The sequence below is a fragment of the Streptomyces sp. NPDC049040 genome (assembly GCF_043197715.1).
Classification (GTDB): domain Bacteria; phylum Actinomycetota; class Actinomycetes; order Streptomycetales; family Streptomycetaceae; genus Actinacidiphila.
The window spans coordinates 653,733-670,337 of the sequence record NZ_JBICTO010000004.1; the positions used below are offsets into that span (position 1 = coordinate 653,733).

The 16,605-nt window shown below is 68.1% G+C and carries 13 protein-coding genes and 3 pseudogenes; 8 read left to right on the forward strand and 8 right to left on the reverse strand.

Annotated features, from left to right (window positions below; genetic code table 11):
* Positions 1-185 precede the first annotated feature (185 nt).
* A complete protein-coding gene (locus ACGFMP_RS15310) occupies positions 186-1,667 on the reverse strand; it encodes an arabinofuranosidase catalytic domain-containing protein (protein WP_393672751.1) in 1,482 nt (493 codons plus the stop codon).
* 95 nt (positions 1,668-1,762) lie between these two features.
* Positions 1,763-3,547 carry a glycoside hydrolase family 27 protein gene (locus ACGFMP_RS15315; RefSeq protein WP_393672752.1) on the reverse strand — a complete coding sequence of 595 codons (1,785 nt, stop codon included), beginning with the start codon at positions 3,545-3,547 and terminating at the stop codon, positions 1,763-1,765.
* A 543-nt stretch (positions 3,548-4,090) separates the two neighbouring features.
* Between ACGFMP_RS15315 and ACGFMP_RS15320 the strand changes: the two genes are divergently transcribed.
* Positions 4,091-4,264, forward strand: a complete 174-nt coding sequence (locus tag ACGFMP_RS15320; protein WP_393672753.1) for a hypothetical protein — start codon at positions 4,091-4,093, stop codon at positions 4,262-4,264.
* Positions 4,265-4,507: 243 nt separating this feature from the next.
* The gene (locus ACGFMP_RS15325; RefSeq protein WP_393672754.1) at positions 4,508-5,188 is read left to right on the forward strand and encodes an integrase core domain-containing protein; all 681 of its coding nucleotides are present in this window, start codon (positions 4,508-4,510) and stop codon (positions 5,186-5,188) included.
* A gap of 37 nt (positions 5,189-5,225) precedes the next feature.
* Here the strand turns inward: ACGFMP_RS15325 and ACGFMP_RS15330 are convergent, their stop codons facing one another.
* Entirely contained in the window at positions 5,226-5,693 is a 468-nt protein-coding gene (locus ACGFMP_RS15330; protein ID WP_393672756.1) for a hypothetical protein, read from the reverse strand.
* Positions 5,694-5,882: 189 nt separating this feature from the next.
* Entirely contained in the window at positions 5,883-8,003 is a 2,121-nt protein-coding gene (locus ACGFMP_RS15335) for an FG-GAP-like repeat-containing protein (RefSeq protein WP_393672757.1), read from the reverse strand.
* 579 nt (positions 8,004-8,582) lie between these two features.
* Here ACGFMP_RS15335 and ACGFMP_RS15340 point away from each other — a divergent pair.
* A complete protein-coding gene (locus ACGFMP_RS15340; protein WP_393672758.1) occupies positions 8,583-9,272 on the forward strand; it encodes a transposase in 690 nt (229 codons plus the stop codon).
* Between the two features lie 38 nt (positions 9,273-9,310).
* Complete coding sequence (locus tag ACGFMP_RS15345; protein WP_393672759.1) at positions 9,311-9,607, forward strand: hypothetical protein; 297 nt, start codon at positions 9,311-9,313, stop codon at positions 9,605-9,607.
* 158 nt (positions 9,608-9,765) lie between these two features.
* On the opposite strand, the gene ACGFMP_RS15350 is transcribed toward ACGFMP_RS15345, so the two are convergent.
* Entirely contained in the window at positions 9,766-10,200 is a 435-nt protein-coding gene (locus tag ACGFMP_RS15350; protein WP_393672760.1) for a nuclear transport factor 2 family protein, read from the reverse strand.
* Positions 10,201-10,688: 488 nt separating this feature from the next.
* Here ACGFMP_RS15350 and ACGFMP_RS15355 point away from each other — a divergent pair.
* Positions 10,689-11,066: pseudogene (locus ACGFMP_RS15355) on the forward strand (integrase); the annotation flags it as partial.
* A gap of 354 nt (positions 11,067-11,420) precedes the next feature.
* Here ACGFMP_RS15355 and ACGFMP_RS15360 read toward each other — a convergent pair.
* Positions 11,421-11,789 (reverse strand): hypothetical protein, encoded by a 369-nt coding sequence (locus tag ACGFMP_RS15360; RefSeq protein WP_393672762.1) that lies wholly within the window; start codon positions 11,787-11,789, stop codon positions 11,421-11,423.
* Between the two features lie 569 nt (positions 11,790-12,358).
* Between ACGFMP_RS15360 and ACGFMP_RS15365 the strand changes: the two are divergent.
* Both ACGFMP_RS15365 and ACGFMP_RS15370 read left to right on the forward strand, forming a co-directional pair.
* Positions 12,359-13,444, forward strand: a pseudogene (locus ACGFMP_RS15365) (integrase core domain-containing protein).
* Positions 13,445-13,537: 93 nt separating this feature from the next.
* On the forward strand, positions 13,538-14,677 hold the full coding sequence (locus ACGFMP_RS15370) for a hypothetical protein (protein ID WP_393672763.1): 1,140 nt from the start codon (positions 13,538-13,540) through the stop codon (positions 14,675-14,677).
* 112 nt (positions 14,678-14,789) lie between these two features.
* Here the strand turns inward: ACGFMP_RS15370 and ACGFMP_RS15375 are convergent.
* Positions 14,790-15,039, reverse strand: a pseudogene (locus ACGFMP_RS15375) (IS5/IS1182 family transposase); the annotation flags it as partial.
* Between the two features lie 228 nt (positions 15,040-15,267).
* Between ACGFMP_RS15375 and ACGFMP_RS15380 the strand changes: the two are divergent.
* Positions 15,268-15,915 carry a transposase gene (locus ACGFMP_RS15380; protein ID WP_393672764.1) on the forward strand — a complete coding sequence of 216 codons (648 nt, stop codon included), beginning with the start codon at positions 15,268-15,270 and terminating at the stop codon, positions 15,913-15,915.
* 41 nt (positions 15,916-15,956) lie between these two features.
* Here the strand turns inward: ACGFMP_RS15380 and ACGFMP_RS15385 are convergent, their stop codons facing one another.
* Complete coding sequence (locus ACGFMP_RS15385) at positions 15,957-16,487, reverse strand: SMI1/KNR4 family protein (RefSeq protein WP_393672766.1); 531 nt, start codon at positions 16,485-16,487, stop codon at positions 15,957-15,959.
* Positions 16,488-16,605 lie beyond the last annotated feature (118 nt).

The following is a 16,605-nucleotide window of genomic DNA, read 5'->3' on the forward strand; positions in this document are numbered from 1 at the left end:
GTGCGGTGCGATGCGGAAGGCTCTCCGACCGCGGGGGGGGGGGGGGGCCGGCCCGGGGGGGGGGGGGGGGGGGGGGGGGGGGGGGGGGGGGGGTGGGTGGTGGGGGCCCCGCCCCCCCCCCCCCCCCCCCCCCCGCCGCCGCGGGGGGGGGGGGCCCCCCCCCCCCGGCGGTCGCGGCGCGGCGGTCAGGACAGGGACCACCGCTGATTGGAGCCGCCGTTGCAGGCCCACAGCTCGACCAGCGCGCCGTTCGCGCTGGAGGCGCCGGTGACGTCAAGGCACAGGCCCGACTGCGCCCCGGTGACCGACCCGTCGGAGCTGACGTTCCACTGCTGGTTGCTCTGGCCGTTGCACGTCCAGGTGACGACCTTGGTGCCGTTGGCCGTGCCCTGCCCGCTGGCGTCCAGGCAGAGCTGGCTGCCGCCGCTGTAGACGGTCAACTGCCCGCTGGAGGTACGGGTGAACTGCTGGTTGGCGCCGCCACTGCAGTCCCAGATCTGCAGCTGCGTGCCCGTGGCCGTCGACGAGTTGGGCACATCGAGGCACTTGTTCGCACCCACGGCGTGCAACGCCCCCGAAGTGCCGCCGGTGCCGGTCGACGAGCCCCCGTATCCGGCGGCCGCGATGTTCGCCTGCACCGCGTTCTCCGTGGCGTCCGACGGATAGCCGGAGGTCATGGCGCCCTCGTAGAAGGTGCCCTGGGACTGGTTGGTGTTGCCGTTGCAGCAGTCGCCCCCGCTGCCGAGGATGATCGCGCCCTGCTTCTTCATCGGGCTGTAGCCCGGTGGCAGGGCGCCGTCCCACAGTGTACTCAGGCCCCCTGACTGGGCGTTGGCCCCCTTGATCGCGAATCTGGAGGTGCCGTTGTTCTTGAGCATCGCGGTGACGTACGGATTGGTGAACGCCTTCTGATTGCTGTTCCAGGACTGGCTGCCGCCCGAGTACAGGCCGTATTCGAGATCGGCCTCGACCCAGGGCCCGCTGCCGGAGCATCCGCCGAACCAGCAGCTGGTCCCGAAGTAGATGGCGTCCATGGCACCGGCGCCGTCTGCCCTGCGGTCGGTCTCGCTGTTGCCGTAGTCGAAGCAGCAGCCGCTGTTCACGTGGGTGCCGCTGGTCACCATGTACTCGCCCTCGGGCGCGCTGCCGGTCGGTACACCGGTTTGGTGGCCGTCACGCCAGTAGCTGTTGCCCGGTTTGATGTAGAGCGGGTACGCCTTGCCACCGGCCACGGTCAGCGACTGCGTCGTCGCGCTGGCCGGGGTGTCCGAGCCGCCCGCACCGCCCGGGCCCTGGTACTTCAGGTCGTTGCCGTGGCCGGACTGGTCGTAGACGGTGGTGATCACGCAGGACGTTCCGGTGCAGAAGGAGTCCTGGGCTGCCGCGTCGGCGCGGCCGCCGACCGCCACCACGCCGATGTCGCGGGTCGTGTTGTCGGACGACCGCCGCACCTGGTAGAGGCTGCCGCCGAAGGAGGCGTACAGCGCGCGGACGGTGCTGTGCGCGGCCACGCAGGGCGTGCCGCCGGCGGCGTAGATGTCGCACGGCCCCTGTCCTGCGGCGTGCGACGGCGCGGCCGTCCCGGCCAGGACACCGGCGGCCAGTGCCACCGCGGCACCGCCGCTCAGGACGCTGCGCCTGAATCTGCGCAGCCATGTTCGGATCATTGCTGGGTCCTTCCCTTCTGTCGGGATGTCACGGGACCGCCGGCCGTCGGGACGGCGTCGGTCGGGTCGCTCCGGGGGCGGCGGCACCTGCCCGGTCAGGAGGAGCTGCGCAGGCTCCACCGCTGGTTGGCCTGTCCGTTGCAGGTCCACAGGTCGAGCTTCGTGCCGTTGGCCCTGCCCTGGGCGGACGCGTCCAGGCACAGGCCCGACTGCACGCCGGTGATGGTGCCGTCGGAGTTGACGTTCCACTGCTGGTTGGTCTGGCCGTTGCAGTCCCAGATGATGGCGGCCGTCCCGGGGGCCGTTCCGCGGTTGTCGGCGTCCAGGCACTTGTTCCCGTAGACGGTGAGCTGCTTTCCCGCGGTGTAGGTCCAGGACTGGTTGGCCTGGCCGTTGCAGTCCCAGAGCTGGGCCTGGGTGCCGTTGGCCGTGCCGGCGTTCGGCACGTCCACGCAGCGGCCGGACTGTCCGCCGACGATCTGCTTCCCCTGCGCCGGCTGGCCGCCGTCGGTACCCGTGACGGTGAGCAGCACCGCCTGGTTCGCCGGGACGCTGGTGGTGTAGCCGGTGGCGGAGCTGCCCAGGTCCGTGGCCGTCCAGGGGTCGTGCACAGCGGCGGAGCCGGTCAGGCCGAGGGACGACCAGCGCACGGTGACGGCGGCGGCCGCGCCGGTGCGGTTGAGCAGCACGACGGCCCGGCGGCCGCCGCCGGAGAGTACCTTGCTGTAGACCTGCAGGCCGGAGGAGTCCTCGGCCACCTTGGTGCCCTGCTTCCCCAGCGCGTCCTGGTCGATGGCGACGACCTCGCGGTTGGTCAGGACCGCCCTGGTGTCACTGCTCATGACGGCCAGGTCGTTCCCCGCCAGCAGCGGGGCGCCGGAGATCGCCCACAGCGCCATGTGGGTGCGGTTCTGCGCTCCGCTGAAGCCGGACATCCCGACGACGAGCATGTCCGGGTCGTTGGAGTGGCCGGGACTCTGCGCGGAGGGGTGCTGCGCCGCGTCGAAGTTGGCCAGGACCCGGCTCATCGACGGGCTCTCCCCGTAGTAGATGATGTCCTGGCTGGTCCGCCAGAGGTTGGAGATGCCCGGCGCCCAGTTCCACGGGGAGCCGTTGCCCCAGTCGCACACCGAGAGCACCATGGGCCGGCCGGTCTCCGCGGTGGCCCGGCCGATCGCCGCGCTGATCGCCGAGTAGCTGCTCGCGGGGTCGAGCCCCTCGGCGTTGCCGCCGCACCAGTCGACCTTGACGTAGTCGAAGCCCCACTGGGAGAACTGCAGGAAGTCCTGGTCGTAGTGGCCCTCGCTGCCGCTGCCCGGCGCCGCGGGGCGGCCGGTCGGGTAGTAGTAGCCGCAGCCGTTCCTGCCCGCGTCGGTGTAGATGCCCGCCTTCAGGCCCTTGCTGTGCAGGTAGTCCGCGATGGCCTTCATGCCGCCCGGCCAGTCGGCGGGGTCGACGGTGATGTTGCCGGCGGAGTCGCGGGTGCCCTGCCACCAGCCCTCGTCGATGTTCACGTACTGGTATCCGGCGTCCTTCATGCCGGAGGAGACCAGGGCGTCGGCCTGCGCCTTGATCACGCCGTAGTTGATCTTCGCGGCGAACGAGTTCCACGAGGCCCATCCCATGGGCGGCGCGGTGAGCGACGCCACCGAGGGCCGGGCGGCCGACGAGCCCGCGGCGGGGGCACTCGCCGCGGCCGTCACGTGCGCGGGGCGCTGCGGTGGCCCGGCGTTCGCGGCCTGGGCGGTCTGCACTCCGGTGAGGGCGGAGAGGGCCAGCGCGGCGGCGGCGGCCAAGGCGCCGGCGGCCCGTCGCCAACGGGGACGCAGGGTTCGGCGGCGGCGGGGTACGGCCACGGAGCGCCGGTGGGAGTCGGTCATGATGACCTCCGGTGTGGGGGGAGGGACTGAACGCGGGAGACGGCGCGAGGACACGGTTGCGCGGCTGGCCCGGTCCATGAGAACGCTCACACTTCAGCGCCTGTGAGCCTAGGAAGAGGCTGACCGGTCGTCAATGTTTCTGTCCGGCTTCTTGTTGACTCGTGTGGGGTTCTTTTGCGTTCCGGCCATCCGGGCTGCGAGAGGGCGCCGGCTCGGTGGCCGCGGGGCGGCCTGCTCGCAGGGTCGGAGAGGGCGCCGAACGGCCTGCGGATACCGGCATGTTCCGCGTGACGCGTCGCGGGAAGGGTTGACACGGATCGCGGGGTGATGCACGCTGCCGCCGTCGCCAGTACGACACATACTCCCCCACCCCGCGAGGACGTGTGTCGTACCGATCTGTGCGTTAGCGCTAACAGAAATAGCGGAGTGAACGCGCACATTCCTCGTCCCCCTGTGGGGCTCGTAAAGTCGTCGCGGCAGGTGGGGCCCGCGTGAGAGGCGTTCGCTGGCGGCTGGGATGCAACGCGGGTGATCATCTCGCCGATGTATCGGAACACCCGTGCGTTGCTATCCGTGCCGGGCGTCCTGCTGCGCCGCAAGACGGCCAACGACGCCGAACTGCCGGTGCTGCGGCATGAGAACGCGGTGCTGCGACGGCAACTCGCCGGTCCGGTCCGTTACGAGCCCGCGGACCGGTTCTGGCTGGCCGCGCTGTAGTCGCTGATACCGCGGTCCGACTGGGCGGACCGCGGTGCGACTGGGCGCGGGTGTTCCCGGTCACCCCGGGGGACGCTGCTGGCCTGGCACCGCAGGCTGATCGCGAAACGGTGGGCCTACTCCGACCGACGTCGGCGCACCGACCGCCCACCGACGGCTGCCGCGCTCAAGAAGCTGGTGCTCCGTCTGGCGCAGGAGAACCCGCGGTGGGGTCACCGGCGGATCCAGAGTGAACCGGCCAGGTTGGGGCATTCGATCGCGCCGTCCACGATCTGGCAGATCCTGCACGCGCCTGGCGTCGACCCGGCCCCGCGTCGCACCGGCCCGAACTGGCGGGAATTCCTGACCGCCCAGGCCGAGGGGATCGTCGCGGCGGACTTCTTCCACATCGACACGATCACCGGCAAGCGGCTGTATGCCCTGGCGTTCCGTGAACACGGCACGCGCAGGCTGCACATCACCGGCATGACCGCGCACCCGACCGCCAAGTCGGCGGTCCAGCAGGCCCACAACCTCACCGCCGACCTCGGCACCCGCGTCGGGCCGGTCCGATTCCTGCTGCGCGACCGCGACAGCAAGCACACCGAGCCCTTCGACGCCGTCTTCGAGGCCGAAGGCATCCACGTGCTGCTCAGCGCACCCCGAGCGCCGCGGATGAACGCCCAGTGCGAGCGCGTCATCAGCACGATCCGCCGAGAGGTGCTCCACCACGTTCTGGTCATGAACGAGGCCCACGCCCGACGCGTACTCGCCGAGTACCACCACCACAACAACGCCCACCGACCGCACCGATCACGAGACCAACGGCCACCCGAAGCCGCACACCAACAGCCGGACCGGTCCGTGGGTACACCGGGCAAACTCCTACGGACGCGGATCCTCGGCGAAGTCATCAACCAGACCAGTACGTGGCTTGAGCTGTAGCGATGACTCTTCGAGCCCCACAGGGTGCGATCTATCGCTACGCGGCGGGGCGGCCCCGGTGCCAGAAACGGATCAGCCATTCCTCCATGACCTGCTCCGGAGCCTCCTCGTCCAGATCGTCCTCGTAGGGCACGAGGTCGTCTGCCCACCGGAACACACAGCCACCGTAGTCCCCCGGAGCCAGCAGGAGCGGCCCGCCCACCCTGGGGCCGTCGGCATGCTCGATCCACATGCTGCCGGCGGGCACCCCCACCTCGAACCGGCCGAGGTCCTCCCACGTCCGGTCCGCCGGCGGCTCCACCGCCGGGCCCGTCCACGACTCCAGGGTCACCCTCGGGTAGAAGTCGTTGCCCGCCGAGACCAGCACCAAGCCGTGAGCGGTCGCCCAGACGGGCCTGCCGAGGTCGAACGGCACCCTCGCCACTTCCTGGATCGGATGCGGTGTGGCATCGCCCGCCACCACGAACAGCCGGCGCATGACGATCGGGCGACCCTGAACGGACATCTGTAACGCGGTCACGTCTGAACACCTCGGTCAGGTCGCTCTATTTACGGCAGGCACCGGAGCGCCGCTTGCGAAAGGCCACGTCGGTCCGAGCCGCCTCGGCCACGTGCCGGGGGCGGCGCCGTACCGGGCGCCATCGTACTGCTTCAGCCGAAGGGCCCGGTACGGCTCAGGCAAGGCGCATACAGCTCAGTTGATGTCCGTCATGCTTCCCCAGCCCCCGTTGCCGACCACGGTCGAGGGGCCGTCGATCGGGTGTCCCGTGCTGTCCTGGCTGCCCCGGTAGAAGAGCAGCTTTCCCGCCGCGTCGGTCGCCCACAGATCCTGTATCCCGTCGCAGTCCGCGTCGTTGCCCGAGGTGATCAGAGGTCTGTTGGCCAGTGACCACCCACCGGAGCCGTAGACCGTCCGCGAGGTGAGCTTCGACGCCGTGCTCCCGTAGTACATGTACAGCACCCCGGAGACGACGTCCCTGGCCAGGAGGTCCACCCGTCCCGCGTCGTCGGCGTTCCCCGGAGCCGCGAGGGTGAACAGGTCCCAGCCGCTGCCCAGGTTGACCTCGGGACTGACGAGGTGTGCCGCATGGCTCGGGTCACCCCGGCCCAGCCCGAGTATCGAGTTGCCGTTCAGATACTGGTTGTCGAGGAGGTCGGGATATCCGTCCCCTGTCAGGTCACCGATCCCGAGAAAGGCGTAGCGGAACCAACTGGCTGTCGCGGCATCCGTGTTGAGCGCGATTCTCGCGCCTATGCGTCCGGTCCCGTCTCCCGGGTACACCCACGCGAGTTGGGTCGAGGGGAAATAGGCCAGCAGGTCTTCCTTGCCGTCACCTGTCCAGTCACCACGATGGCTGACGATCGCCTGCTTCCAACCCCCCGTGCCGATCTCGACCCGTGAGCCCAGCGTTCCATCGCCGTTGCCCGGGTAGAACCAGAGCAGGCCCGCGGTGTCGACCGCCACCAGGTCGCTGTTACCGTCGCCGTTCATGTCCCCGCCGAGCGAGGGGTGCTGAGGTGGCGCCGGGGGATCCGGGGCATAGGTGATGGGATTCCCTGAGGCGTCGACCACCTGGACGTAGAAGGGGTCGGAGTCGATGATGCGCTGTTCCTTGTAGAAGGTCCCCAGCCTGTTCCCCGCCGTGGTGTTGTCGTCGGCCTTGACTACCTGGACCGAGAAGGTGTTGGGACCGTTCGACCCGCCCTGATAGGTCGAGGCGAACGGATACTCGTCGCACTGGTAGGTGTTGCCGGCCGAGTAGTTTCCGCCCCAGTAGCGCCGGCAGGCGCGTTGGGCGGCGCCCCGGTTGCGCCCGTACATGGGGTCGGTGGACTTCAGCCTGCTCAACGGCCGCCCGCTTGCCGGCGATCCGGGAATGCTTTTGGCCGATCCGTCATCCGACAGCGGGAGTGTCAGCGTGGGGTAGGTCTGCGCTCGAAATATGTGCTCGGACGTCTCCTGCACCGAACTGTCCATCGTGAGGCTCCACACCTCGGTCACCGAATCGAACACGCAGCCCGGTGTCGCCAGATAAGCAGCGGAGTCGCAGCGGAAGCCCTCACCTACGACGTCGGCCTCCCGGTAGCCGCCGACCAGCCCGACCCTCGTGTGGAAGTCATACCAGGAGAGCTTCTCGTCGCCGGTCGTCGCTCCTGTGACCGGTGAGGTGAAGGAGATGGATGCGTTTCCGTCCGCTATCCAGCTCGCGATCGTGCCGGTGCGCTGGGTCGGCTTGCTCGGTGTGCATGTCTCCCCGAACCGGGGCTTGCAGTCGATGGTGAGGAAGAGCGGCATCTCCGCGATGTTCTCGCCATAGGGAACGAAGTTGCTCAAGCGTGTCTGGAAGGCTACAGAACGCCCGCTGCCAGGCGTCCCCACTGTGTCGAGATCGAAAATGTAGCCCCCGATCGTGGTATACACTTCGGTTTCCGGGTCGTATACCTGGTATTCCGCGCTGACCCGCGCCGCCTCGCAGTAGAGGAGATGGTCGACGGTGTGACCGCCCGGCTGGCCGCTCTGGCTGTCGGCGGCGCAGTCGGAAAGGCCGACGGCCTTTCCTGCCGACCTTTCGTGCGCGGTGTTCGCCGAGATTTTCGAGCGCTGCTGGATCTCCTGCGGCGTCTCGGCGAATACCGGGCGATCATACTTCGTCATGGTGCGCGGCTGCAGGGGTGGTTCCGACTCCACGGGTAGGACGGAAACGCGTTTCACCAAGACTTTGTTGTCGCTGTCGTCACCGGTCGCCTTTGCAGGAGATATGCCGAGTAGCAGGACCGTGCAAACCGCCAATAAGGCGGTCACCGTTCTGCGCATGTTCTCATACTTCGTAACCGGAGGGTAATCCGGCCACTCATCATAAGGGAGCGACCGGGCCGGTCGGTAGAATGAATCCCGGAATGACTTATTCCTCCCCCCTCGGCTCCAGGTCCGGCCGAATTTTGGCGCCCCGCAGAAAGGTGGATGAGGCATGGAACGGCTGACGGAGCCTGAGTGGGTGTACGGCTCCCTGTTTCCCGCACCCTACTTCCGCTCTTATCCGTCGACAGGCGTCGACGCAGCTTGGAGGAGTGGCCCTGCTCCGGCCGGAACACCGTCGCAGTGAGGAACCCGGCCAAGGTCCCTGAGCTGCGGCCCTTCCTCGTCTGGACCATGTTTCGTGACCTTGTCCACGGTGTACGCCGCCGCCTGCTGTCGCGCCGGCGTTGCTGCTGCGGTGTGACGTGGCCAAGGACGCGGAGTTGCTGATGCTGCGGCACGAGAACGCGGTCCTGCGCCGACAGGTCCGCGCGTGCACTACGAACCAGCCGACTGGCTGCCGACAACCCGAAATGGGGCCACCGGCGCATCCACGGCGAACTCACCCGCCTCGGCCACAAAATGGCTGCCTCGACCGTGTGGAACATCCTGAACGAGGCCGGCATCGGCCCAGCCCCACGGCGTTCTGGACCAACCTGGAAACAGTTCCTCACAGTTCAGGCCGAGCACATCGTCTCCGTCGACTTCCTGCACGTCGACACCATCAACCTCACACGCGTCTACGCCCTGATCCTGCTCGAAAACGGCAGCCGACGTACCCACCTGCTCGGCGTCACCGCCAACCCCACCGGCCCATGGACCACCCAGGCCGCCCGCAACTTCCTCATGGACACCGACACGGACACCCAGAACCGGAAATTCCTGATCCGCGACCGCTGCAGCCCGTTAACCGACGCCTTCGACGCCGTCTTCACCGACGCCGACCTGCGCGTTCCGAAAAGCCCGCCCCAGGCCCCCAAAGCGAACGCACACTGCGAACGGTTCAACGGCACCCTACGCCGCGAACTCCTCAACCAAACGCTCATCCTCGACGAGCAGCACCTGCGCCGAACCCTCACCAACTACCTGGAGCACTACAACGAGCACCGGCCCCACCGCGCCCTGAGCCAGCCCATCACAAGCCGAAACCGGACCACCACGCCCCATCGACCTCGCCGAGCACCGAGTCCACCGCACGGCAGCCCTCAGCGGACTCATCAACGAGTACCAGATCGCCAGCTGACACCACCAAGAACCCGCAGCTCAGAGGCCAGATCCTATATTTGAGCCTCACAGGGGTCACTCAGCTTGCACGCAACCTGGCCATGGACATCCAAGACTCCGGAGCGCGGATCACCTACCTGGTCCGCGACCGCGACGTGCGCTACCCGGCCCTCTTCGACACCGTGCTCGCCGATCAGGGCGTCGAGGTCGTCAAGACCGGGGTGAGAATGCCCCGCATGAACGCGCTCATGGAACGCTGGATCCGCTCCTGCCGAGCCGAACTGCTCGACCGCACCCTCATCTGGGGCCAAACCCACCTCACGCACACCCTGCGCGAGTACGAGCAGTTCCACAACGACACAGACCCCACTGGACCCTCGCGGGCGCCGCTTCCCTAAGCCCTCTCCCGGAACTCCTCACATCCGAGCGGATCACTCACCTCGACGTCCGCAGACACGACCGCCTCAACGGCATCATCCACGAGTACCATCACGCCGCTTGAGCTGCACGGACATAATTCTCGGCACCTACAACGTCAGAAGGCTGCTGCTCAGAGTCAGGCGGAGGTCACCGCGGGGTTGCCCTCGCTCCACACCTTCGTGACCTCGCGGTGGGTGATCTGCCAGCCATCCGGGGTCCGCCGTAGCCGGTCCTCGTAGCGGCCCCCCACGTGAAGGCTCTCCCCGCCGGGCAGGCCACGGCGGATGTGCCGGGCCTGGAAGTAGCAGGTGTGCTCGGCCTCTTCCCCGTGCACGACCACGACATGGTTTCCGTTCAGATGGTGGGTGGCGTCGTAGCGATCGCCGCCGGCGCTGAGCCGCGCGACGATCGCGTCCCGCCCGAGGAGGGGCTCACCCGAACCGCTGTACGCCCAGGAGGCGTCCTCGGTGAACAGCATGCCCAGCGACTTCCAGTCCCGGGAGTCCAGGGCGATCGCGTACGCGACGGCGACATCCACGACCGCGGCGCGGTCCATGTACTCCTCCAGCATGGGAGCCACCCTTCCTCGGCGCACGACGAGATACGGAGTCGATGCTCGGTGACGGGCAATCTGGGCACAAGGAGGCGTGTCGCCCCGCGAGTTGCGTTGCGGTCAGGAGCCGGCATGTGCGGTCGGGGAAATCCGCAGGTGCAGGCCCGCCTTCGCGTGGCGCGCGCCGCGGCATCCGTACAGCGGTCTGCACGCTACTGCGACTGCGGGTGGAGCAAAAATGAAGCAAGACACGGGGAGATGCGCAGACGGGGGTGGAGGCGCCGTCAGCCCTTGCCGGCGGAGCCCTAAAGCTGCGCGGGGTTCGCGGAGTTGCAGCGGGACACCTCGCGGATCCGGCCCCCGGACAACCTGTGGGGTTCGTGGAGTCGTCGCGGCAGGTGGGGTCCGCGTGAGAGGCGTTCGCTGGCGGCTGGGATGCTACGCGGGTGATCATCTCGCCGATGTATCGGATCACCCGTGCGTTGCTATCCGTGCCGGGCGTCCTGATGCGCCGCAACACGGCCAAGGACGCCGAACTGCTGGTGCTGCGGCATGAGAACGCGGTGCTGCGACGGCAACTCGCTGGTCCGGTCCGTTACGAGCGCGCGGACCGGTTCTGGCTGGCCGCGCTGTAGTCGCTGATTCCGCGGTCCGACTGGGCGCGGGTGTTCCCGGTCACCCCGGGGACGCTGCTGGCCTGGCACCGCAGGCTGATCGCGAAACGGTGGGCCTACTCCGACCGACGTCGGCGCACCGACCGCCCACCGACGGCTGCCGCGCTCAAGAAGCTGGTGCTGCGTCTGGCGCAGGAGAACCCGCGGTGGGGCCACCGGCGGATCCAGGGTGATCCGGCCAGGTTGGGGCATTCGATCGCGCCATCCACCAGGTACCTGGGACATTACAACGAACACCGCCCCCACCGCTCCTTGAGCCAGCTCTGTCCATCGCAGGCTGAATCCGCGCCCCCAGGCCCCATCGACCTCGCGAAGCACCGCGTCCACCGCACACCGGTCCTCGACGGACTCATCAACGAGTACCAGATCGCCAGCTGACATCGCTACGAAGCCGCTGACCAGAGACCGATTCCTATATGTGAGCCCCACAGGGTCGCGGCACTCCTCGCACACAAGGTCCTGGTTGGTGCCGTCTCTGCCCATACGTTCGAGTGTGTGTGCCCGTGAGCGGAGAGTAATAGGGCGAGATTGGGCCCAAGCTGCCGGCCGTCCACCTGGGGAGGATCAGCGCCGACGGTGAAGTTCCCGCCAGGCGTCGGTGAAAGAGAGCGTGATCGCACCGAGCCAGCTTGAGTCGTGGGGCTCGTCCCAGGTCGCTGGATCCTCAAGAACTGAGGGAATCTCGGCGCGAGGGATCGGTGGGCCGTAGTCGGCTCCTCTGCGCCCGTCCGGTGCAGTCCAGGGTTCGATGCGGTGCACATGCACCCACCCGCGATCGACCAGGCTGAGTACACCGCTCACTAGGTCGACTGGCTCGTAGTCCTCGCCATCATCTATGTCGGCCTCGACGTAAGCGAGAATGCCGGACGCCTCTTGCGCGCAGATCAACAGCGCATGCTCTACCGGGGTAACTGTCTCCCACACATCGTTCATGCGGAGAGACTGACAGGACGCTGTGCGATGCTCTGCACCGGCCCTAGCCTGGCCTTTCTCCCATCCCGTCTGCCGTCGGCCCGCACGTATGTGGAGCGGGCGTGGTTCAGGGCGTCAAGGTGGAGCGCGCCACTGTACGAACGACCTTGATGCCCCGGGCCGCGACTGCTCGGCTTGCCCGGGTCGATGGCAGTCGGGATGGGAGCACCCCCACTCACCACGATGAACGTGCAGACGCCGGCGAGTTGGGGCCATCTCGGAGCCTGAGCGCCCCCGCCGGAGGCATAGTTGTGACCTCGGCTGTGCGGGATCACCTCATGCCCCTGGGCCTACCCTCGTGGGCGCGCGCGGCGCGGGCCGTGCCGAGCGGGGCGGAGACAGGAGCGACGGCGCGGCCGAGCGCCGGACGCGCGCCCAGCGGAGCGGTAGCGGTGTAGGTGCCGGATATTGCATCCGTGCTGGTCACAGCCCTGGTGTCCGGGGTCAGCGGTGCCTGGTGGCAGTTGGGTGTCCGATGTAGGGAAGGCTGCTCGTGGAGCCGACTCAGCCGGCTGCGAGGATGCTCGACGGTGGTGCTGCGACTGCCGTACGTCACCCTGTCGACCGCCGTCAGCTTCATACGACTGCTGCCAATGAGCAGCCGCGAGAAATACCTCGAAATCCTGGTCCTGCGCCACCAACTGGTGGTACTGCAGAGCCAGATAGGCAAGCCCCAACTCACCTGGTCCGACCGGGCACTCCTCTCGGCCCTGCTCCACCGCCTTCCCCGGGAACGGCTTCGTCGACTACATCTGATCGTCTCCCCGGACACCCTGCTCGCTGGCACCGCGAGTTGCTCCGACGCCGCCACGCGAAAGCCTCCCGCCCCAAGCACCCGGGCCGGCCCCGCACTGTGCGATCCATCCGCGTCCTGGTCCTGCGCCTCGTGCGAGAGAACCCCAGCTGGGGCTACAGGCGCATACACGGCGAACTCGCCGCTCGGCATCAAGGTCGCCGCCTCCACCGTGTGGACCATCCTCAAAGAACACGGCATCCCACCCGCACCCGACCGGCAGCACACCACCTGGGCAACCTCCCTCCGCTCCCAAACCGAAGCCATCCTCGCGGCCGACTTCTTCGAGACCAAGACCCTCACCGGCGCGACCCTGACCGTCCTTGCGGTGATCGAACACGCCACCCGAGGCGTCAGCATCCTTGGCGTCACGACGCAGCCGACCGCCGCCTGGGTCACTCAGCTTGCACGCAACCTGGCCATGGACATCCAAGACTCCGGAGCGCGGATCACCTACCTGGTCCGCGACCGCGACCTGCGCTACCCGACCTCCTTCGACACCGTGCTCGCCGATCAGGGCGTCGAGGTCGTCAAAACCGGGGTGAGAATGCCCCGCATGAACGCGCTCATGGAACGCTGGATCCGCTCCTGCCGAGCAGAACTGCTCGACCGCACCCTCATCTGGGGCCAAACCCACCTCACGCACACCCTGCGCGAGTACGAGCAGTTCCACAACGAAAACAGACCCCACCGGACCCTCGCGGGTGCCGCCCCCCTACGCCCTCTCCCAGGACCCCTCACATCCGACCGGAACACCCACCTCGACGTCCGCAGACACGACCGCCTCAACGGCATCATCCACGAGTACCATCACGCCGCTTGACCCGCACGGACGCGGTTCTCGGCACCTACAAGCTCACCACCCCGACCACCGCCTGAGTACCCGGGCCGCCCTGCCGGCAGTAGGGTTTCGGCTGTGGGTGGTAGCGATGTCGTGGACGAGAGCGTCGTCGAGTTCACGGAGGCGTGGACTCGGGTGGAATGCTGGCTGCGGTCGAACGTGCCGGAGGACTTCGCGGCGCTGCGGGCGCCCGCGTCCGGGAAGGAGATCGCCGCGGTACGCGGTGCGCTCGCGTTGCATCCCTTCCTGGTCGCGTTGTTGTCCGCTCATGATGGCATCGAGTGGTCGTCCGGGGCTGAACTCTTGCCGAGGTTTGGTCTGTTGTCCGCCGCCAGGATGACCGGGTGGCGGGCAGCGGGCGCCGGGCCGGGGGCCGATTGGTGGGTGCCGTTCGCCGCTACCTCGACCGGCGAGTACCTGGTGGTCGACCACCGCGAAGGACCGGATTACGGAGCCGTGTTGCGATTCGACCCCGAGTCCGGCGACGGGGGCGAGCACTGCTGGCCTGACCTCCTGGCCCTGGTCACCGAACTCGCGGACGTACTGGAGTCCGGCGAGCCGCTGCGGATGCTAGGACAGGCCGCCCACCGACCGTGCGCAGGACGGAGGTTGGAGTGGAGCCTCGTCCCGTCGCCGGAACTGCCCGCGGCATGGCTGCGCGAGGTGTGGCGGCACGCCGAGCAGCGCCTGCTGCGCACTGCGCCGGCCGCCCAGGCGGCCCTGCGCCCACCCGCCCGGCCACAGGACGCCCGGGCGGTGCCCACCACGCTGCACCCGCATCTGCTCGCCTTCCTCCTGCTGCACGACGGAGCCGACGAGCCGGACGGCTTCCAGGTCTTCCCCGGGGGCTACCGACCTTACGGAAGCGCGGAGTTGACCGAGGCGCGGGTCCGAGTGAAGGCGGCGGAGCCGTCGAGCCGGATCACCGTACGGAAACTCACCGCGTCGAAGACGCTCGGCGCCCACCAGAGCGCCGTAGGGTCCGCGGAGGCCCACCGGGGCGCCCACGCCGAGACGCCTTCGGCGCCTGCCGGCACACCCTCCGCCCCCGCCTCATGGCTGCCTTTCGCGGTCTCGCAGGACGGCGACGAACTCCTGCTGTGCCAGGAACAGGGGGACCTGTACGGCGCCGTCCTGCACTGGGACCCCGCGACACGGGACTACCGCCGGGTCCAGCCGGACCTGGCCGCGCTGTGCGAGCGCGTAGGCCGGTAAAGTCCGGCGCCGTCCGGCATCGTGCTCTGACTCCGTCAGCCCCGCACTGTGGACGCAGTTGGCTTATTCGGGACGGACCTGGGGTTATTTCGCCCCACCGAGGATGAGCTCGAGGGCGAAGTGCTGCGAAGTGGCTGGTGCGTGCCCGGGTGTCTGGGTGATGTGAGCGTCGATGCGGGCGAGGTTGATCGCAGCGCCGGTTCGCTGGTGCTGAAGGCTGGTCTTGGCCAGGCCGCAGTAGCGGTATCCGCATAGGCCGCAACGTTGGACCGCCTGGGACGTGGTGCCCTCGACTCTGCGGGTGCCGATAAATCATCCGGCCAGGTCACGGTCTGGATCGCCCGTCTCCGACTGTGCGTAATCCTCACCCACGACGTTTTCACATGCGCCGGCCATGAAGGCATCATGATCGGTCGTGCTGCTGCGTCGGGCCTACCTCACCGCGACCAACGCCTACGCCTTCCTGTGCCTGTTGCCGGTGAGCAACCGGGACAAGGACATCGAGATCCTTGCGCTCCGACCCCAACTGCTCGTTCTGCAAGGCCAGGGCAAGCCCGCCTTCACCGACACCGCGCGTGCCGATAAATCAAGTGGAAGCGATCCGTGCCCTGCGCGTGGTCCGCAAGAGCGCAGTCATGGCCAGGACGCAGACCATCAACCAGATCCGCGCTCTGGTCGTCACCGCTCCCTCCGCCCTGCGAGACAAGCTGCGTGGCCTGCCCACCAGCCTGCTGATCGACACCCTCGCCCGGACCCGGCCAACCGGTGATCTCGCGGATCCGTCCTGCGCGGCCAAGACGGCACTTCGTCGCCTGGCCAGGCGCTACCAGACCCTTCAACAGGAGATCAAAGAGGCCGACGCGGACCTCGCTCCGCTGGTATCCCGGGCGGCACCCAGTCTCGTCGCCTTGCCCGGAGTCGGGACCGAGACGGCCGGCCAACTGCTGATCACCGCGGGAGACAACCCCGACCTGCTCAGATCCGAAGCGTCCTTCGCCCACCTGTGCGCCGCGGCCCCGGTACCGGCCTCATCGGGCCGCACCAACCGCCACCGCATCAACCGCGGCGGAGACCGACACGCCAACAGCGCCCTCTACACCATCGTCCTGGTCCGCATGCGGCACGACGAACGGACACGGAACCACGTGGCCAGACGCACTGCCGAGGGCATTCCACCAAGGACATCATGCAGTGTCTCAAAAGGTTCGTCGCCCGCGAGATCTACCGGCACCTCGTGAGCACCAACACCCTGAACGCGACAGGCTCGGCCAGAACCGGATCATGACGCCGACCAACTACCGTCCGAGTCATCGGAATCGAGCGACGTGGCCGCAACCAGACGCTCAACGAACGCTTGGAAGTCCGCGGCCAGCGGGAGCTCCATGCCGTCGTCCACGTCGAACCACGTCACGGACGGCTCCCCGCGCTTCCCGCACCCCCGATAGTCGAGAGCGATCCAGCAGTGGCCATCACCGGACAACAGAACCAGAGGGGACGGAAGACCCCACTCCTCGACCAGATAGGCCGTGTCCAGCAAGGACAACTGACCGTCGTGAGGGCCGATGCCCATCACGTCGTCGAGCGGAACGTGATTCTCGCTCCACGACGTCGGCACATCGGTCGGGAACGCGTTCCACAGCTCCGCCACCGCACCGCCGTTCTGGACCCGCAGGATCTCCACCAACGAAGTCGGCAGACGGACACCGAGCCGACGCTCGGCTTCCTGAACGACCGCGTCGGTCAGCGGTGGCTGAATCCCATACCGGCCCTCGCCCCAGAACGTCGCCTTGACCTCATCAAATCGCGCCACGAACGCATCCTATGGACCCCGCCCACGGGCTTGACGATCTACAGGAGCTTCAGCACACGACGCCTTCACTGCGCGAGTGCCCGAGAAGGCACTCCGGCCGCTTCGGTCGATCGGAGCG

Coding starts and splice junctions, on each gene's coding strand:
- ACGFMP_RS15315 (WP_393672752.1), bottom strand. CDS start 3,547: ATGACCGACTCCCACCGGCGCTCCGTGGCCGTACCCCGCCGCCGCCGA.
- ACGFMP_RS15320 (WP_393672753.1), top strand. CDS start 4,091: ATGTATCGGAACACCCGTGCGTTGCTATCCGTGCCGGGCGTCCTGCTG.
- ACGFMP_RS15360 (WP_393672762.1), bottom strand. CDS start 11,789: ATGAACGATGTGTGGGAGACAGTTACCCCGGTAGAGCATGCGCTGTTG.
- ACGFMP_RS15310 (WP_393672751.1), bottom strand. CDS start 1,667: ATGATCCGAACATGGCTGCGCAGATTCAGGCGCAGCGTCCTGAGCGGC.
- ACGFMP_RS15345 (WP_393672759.1), top strand. CDS start 9,311: ATGGACATCCAAGACTCCGGAGCGCGGATCACCTACCTGGTCCGCGAC.
- ACGFMP_RS15335 (WP_393672757.1), bottom strand. CDS start 8,003: ATGCGCAGAACGGTGACCGCCTTATTGGCGGTTTGCACGGTCCTGCTA.
- ACGFMP_RS15350 (WP_393672760.1), bottom strand. CDS start 10,200: ATGCTGGAGGAGTACATGGACCGCGCCGCGGTCGTGGATGTCGCCGTC.
- ACGFMP_RS15330 (WP_393672756.1), bottom strand. CDS start 5,693: ATGTCCGTTCAGGGTCGCCCGATCGTCATGCGCCGGCTGTTCGTGGTG.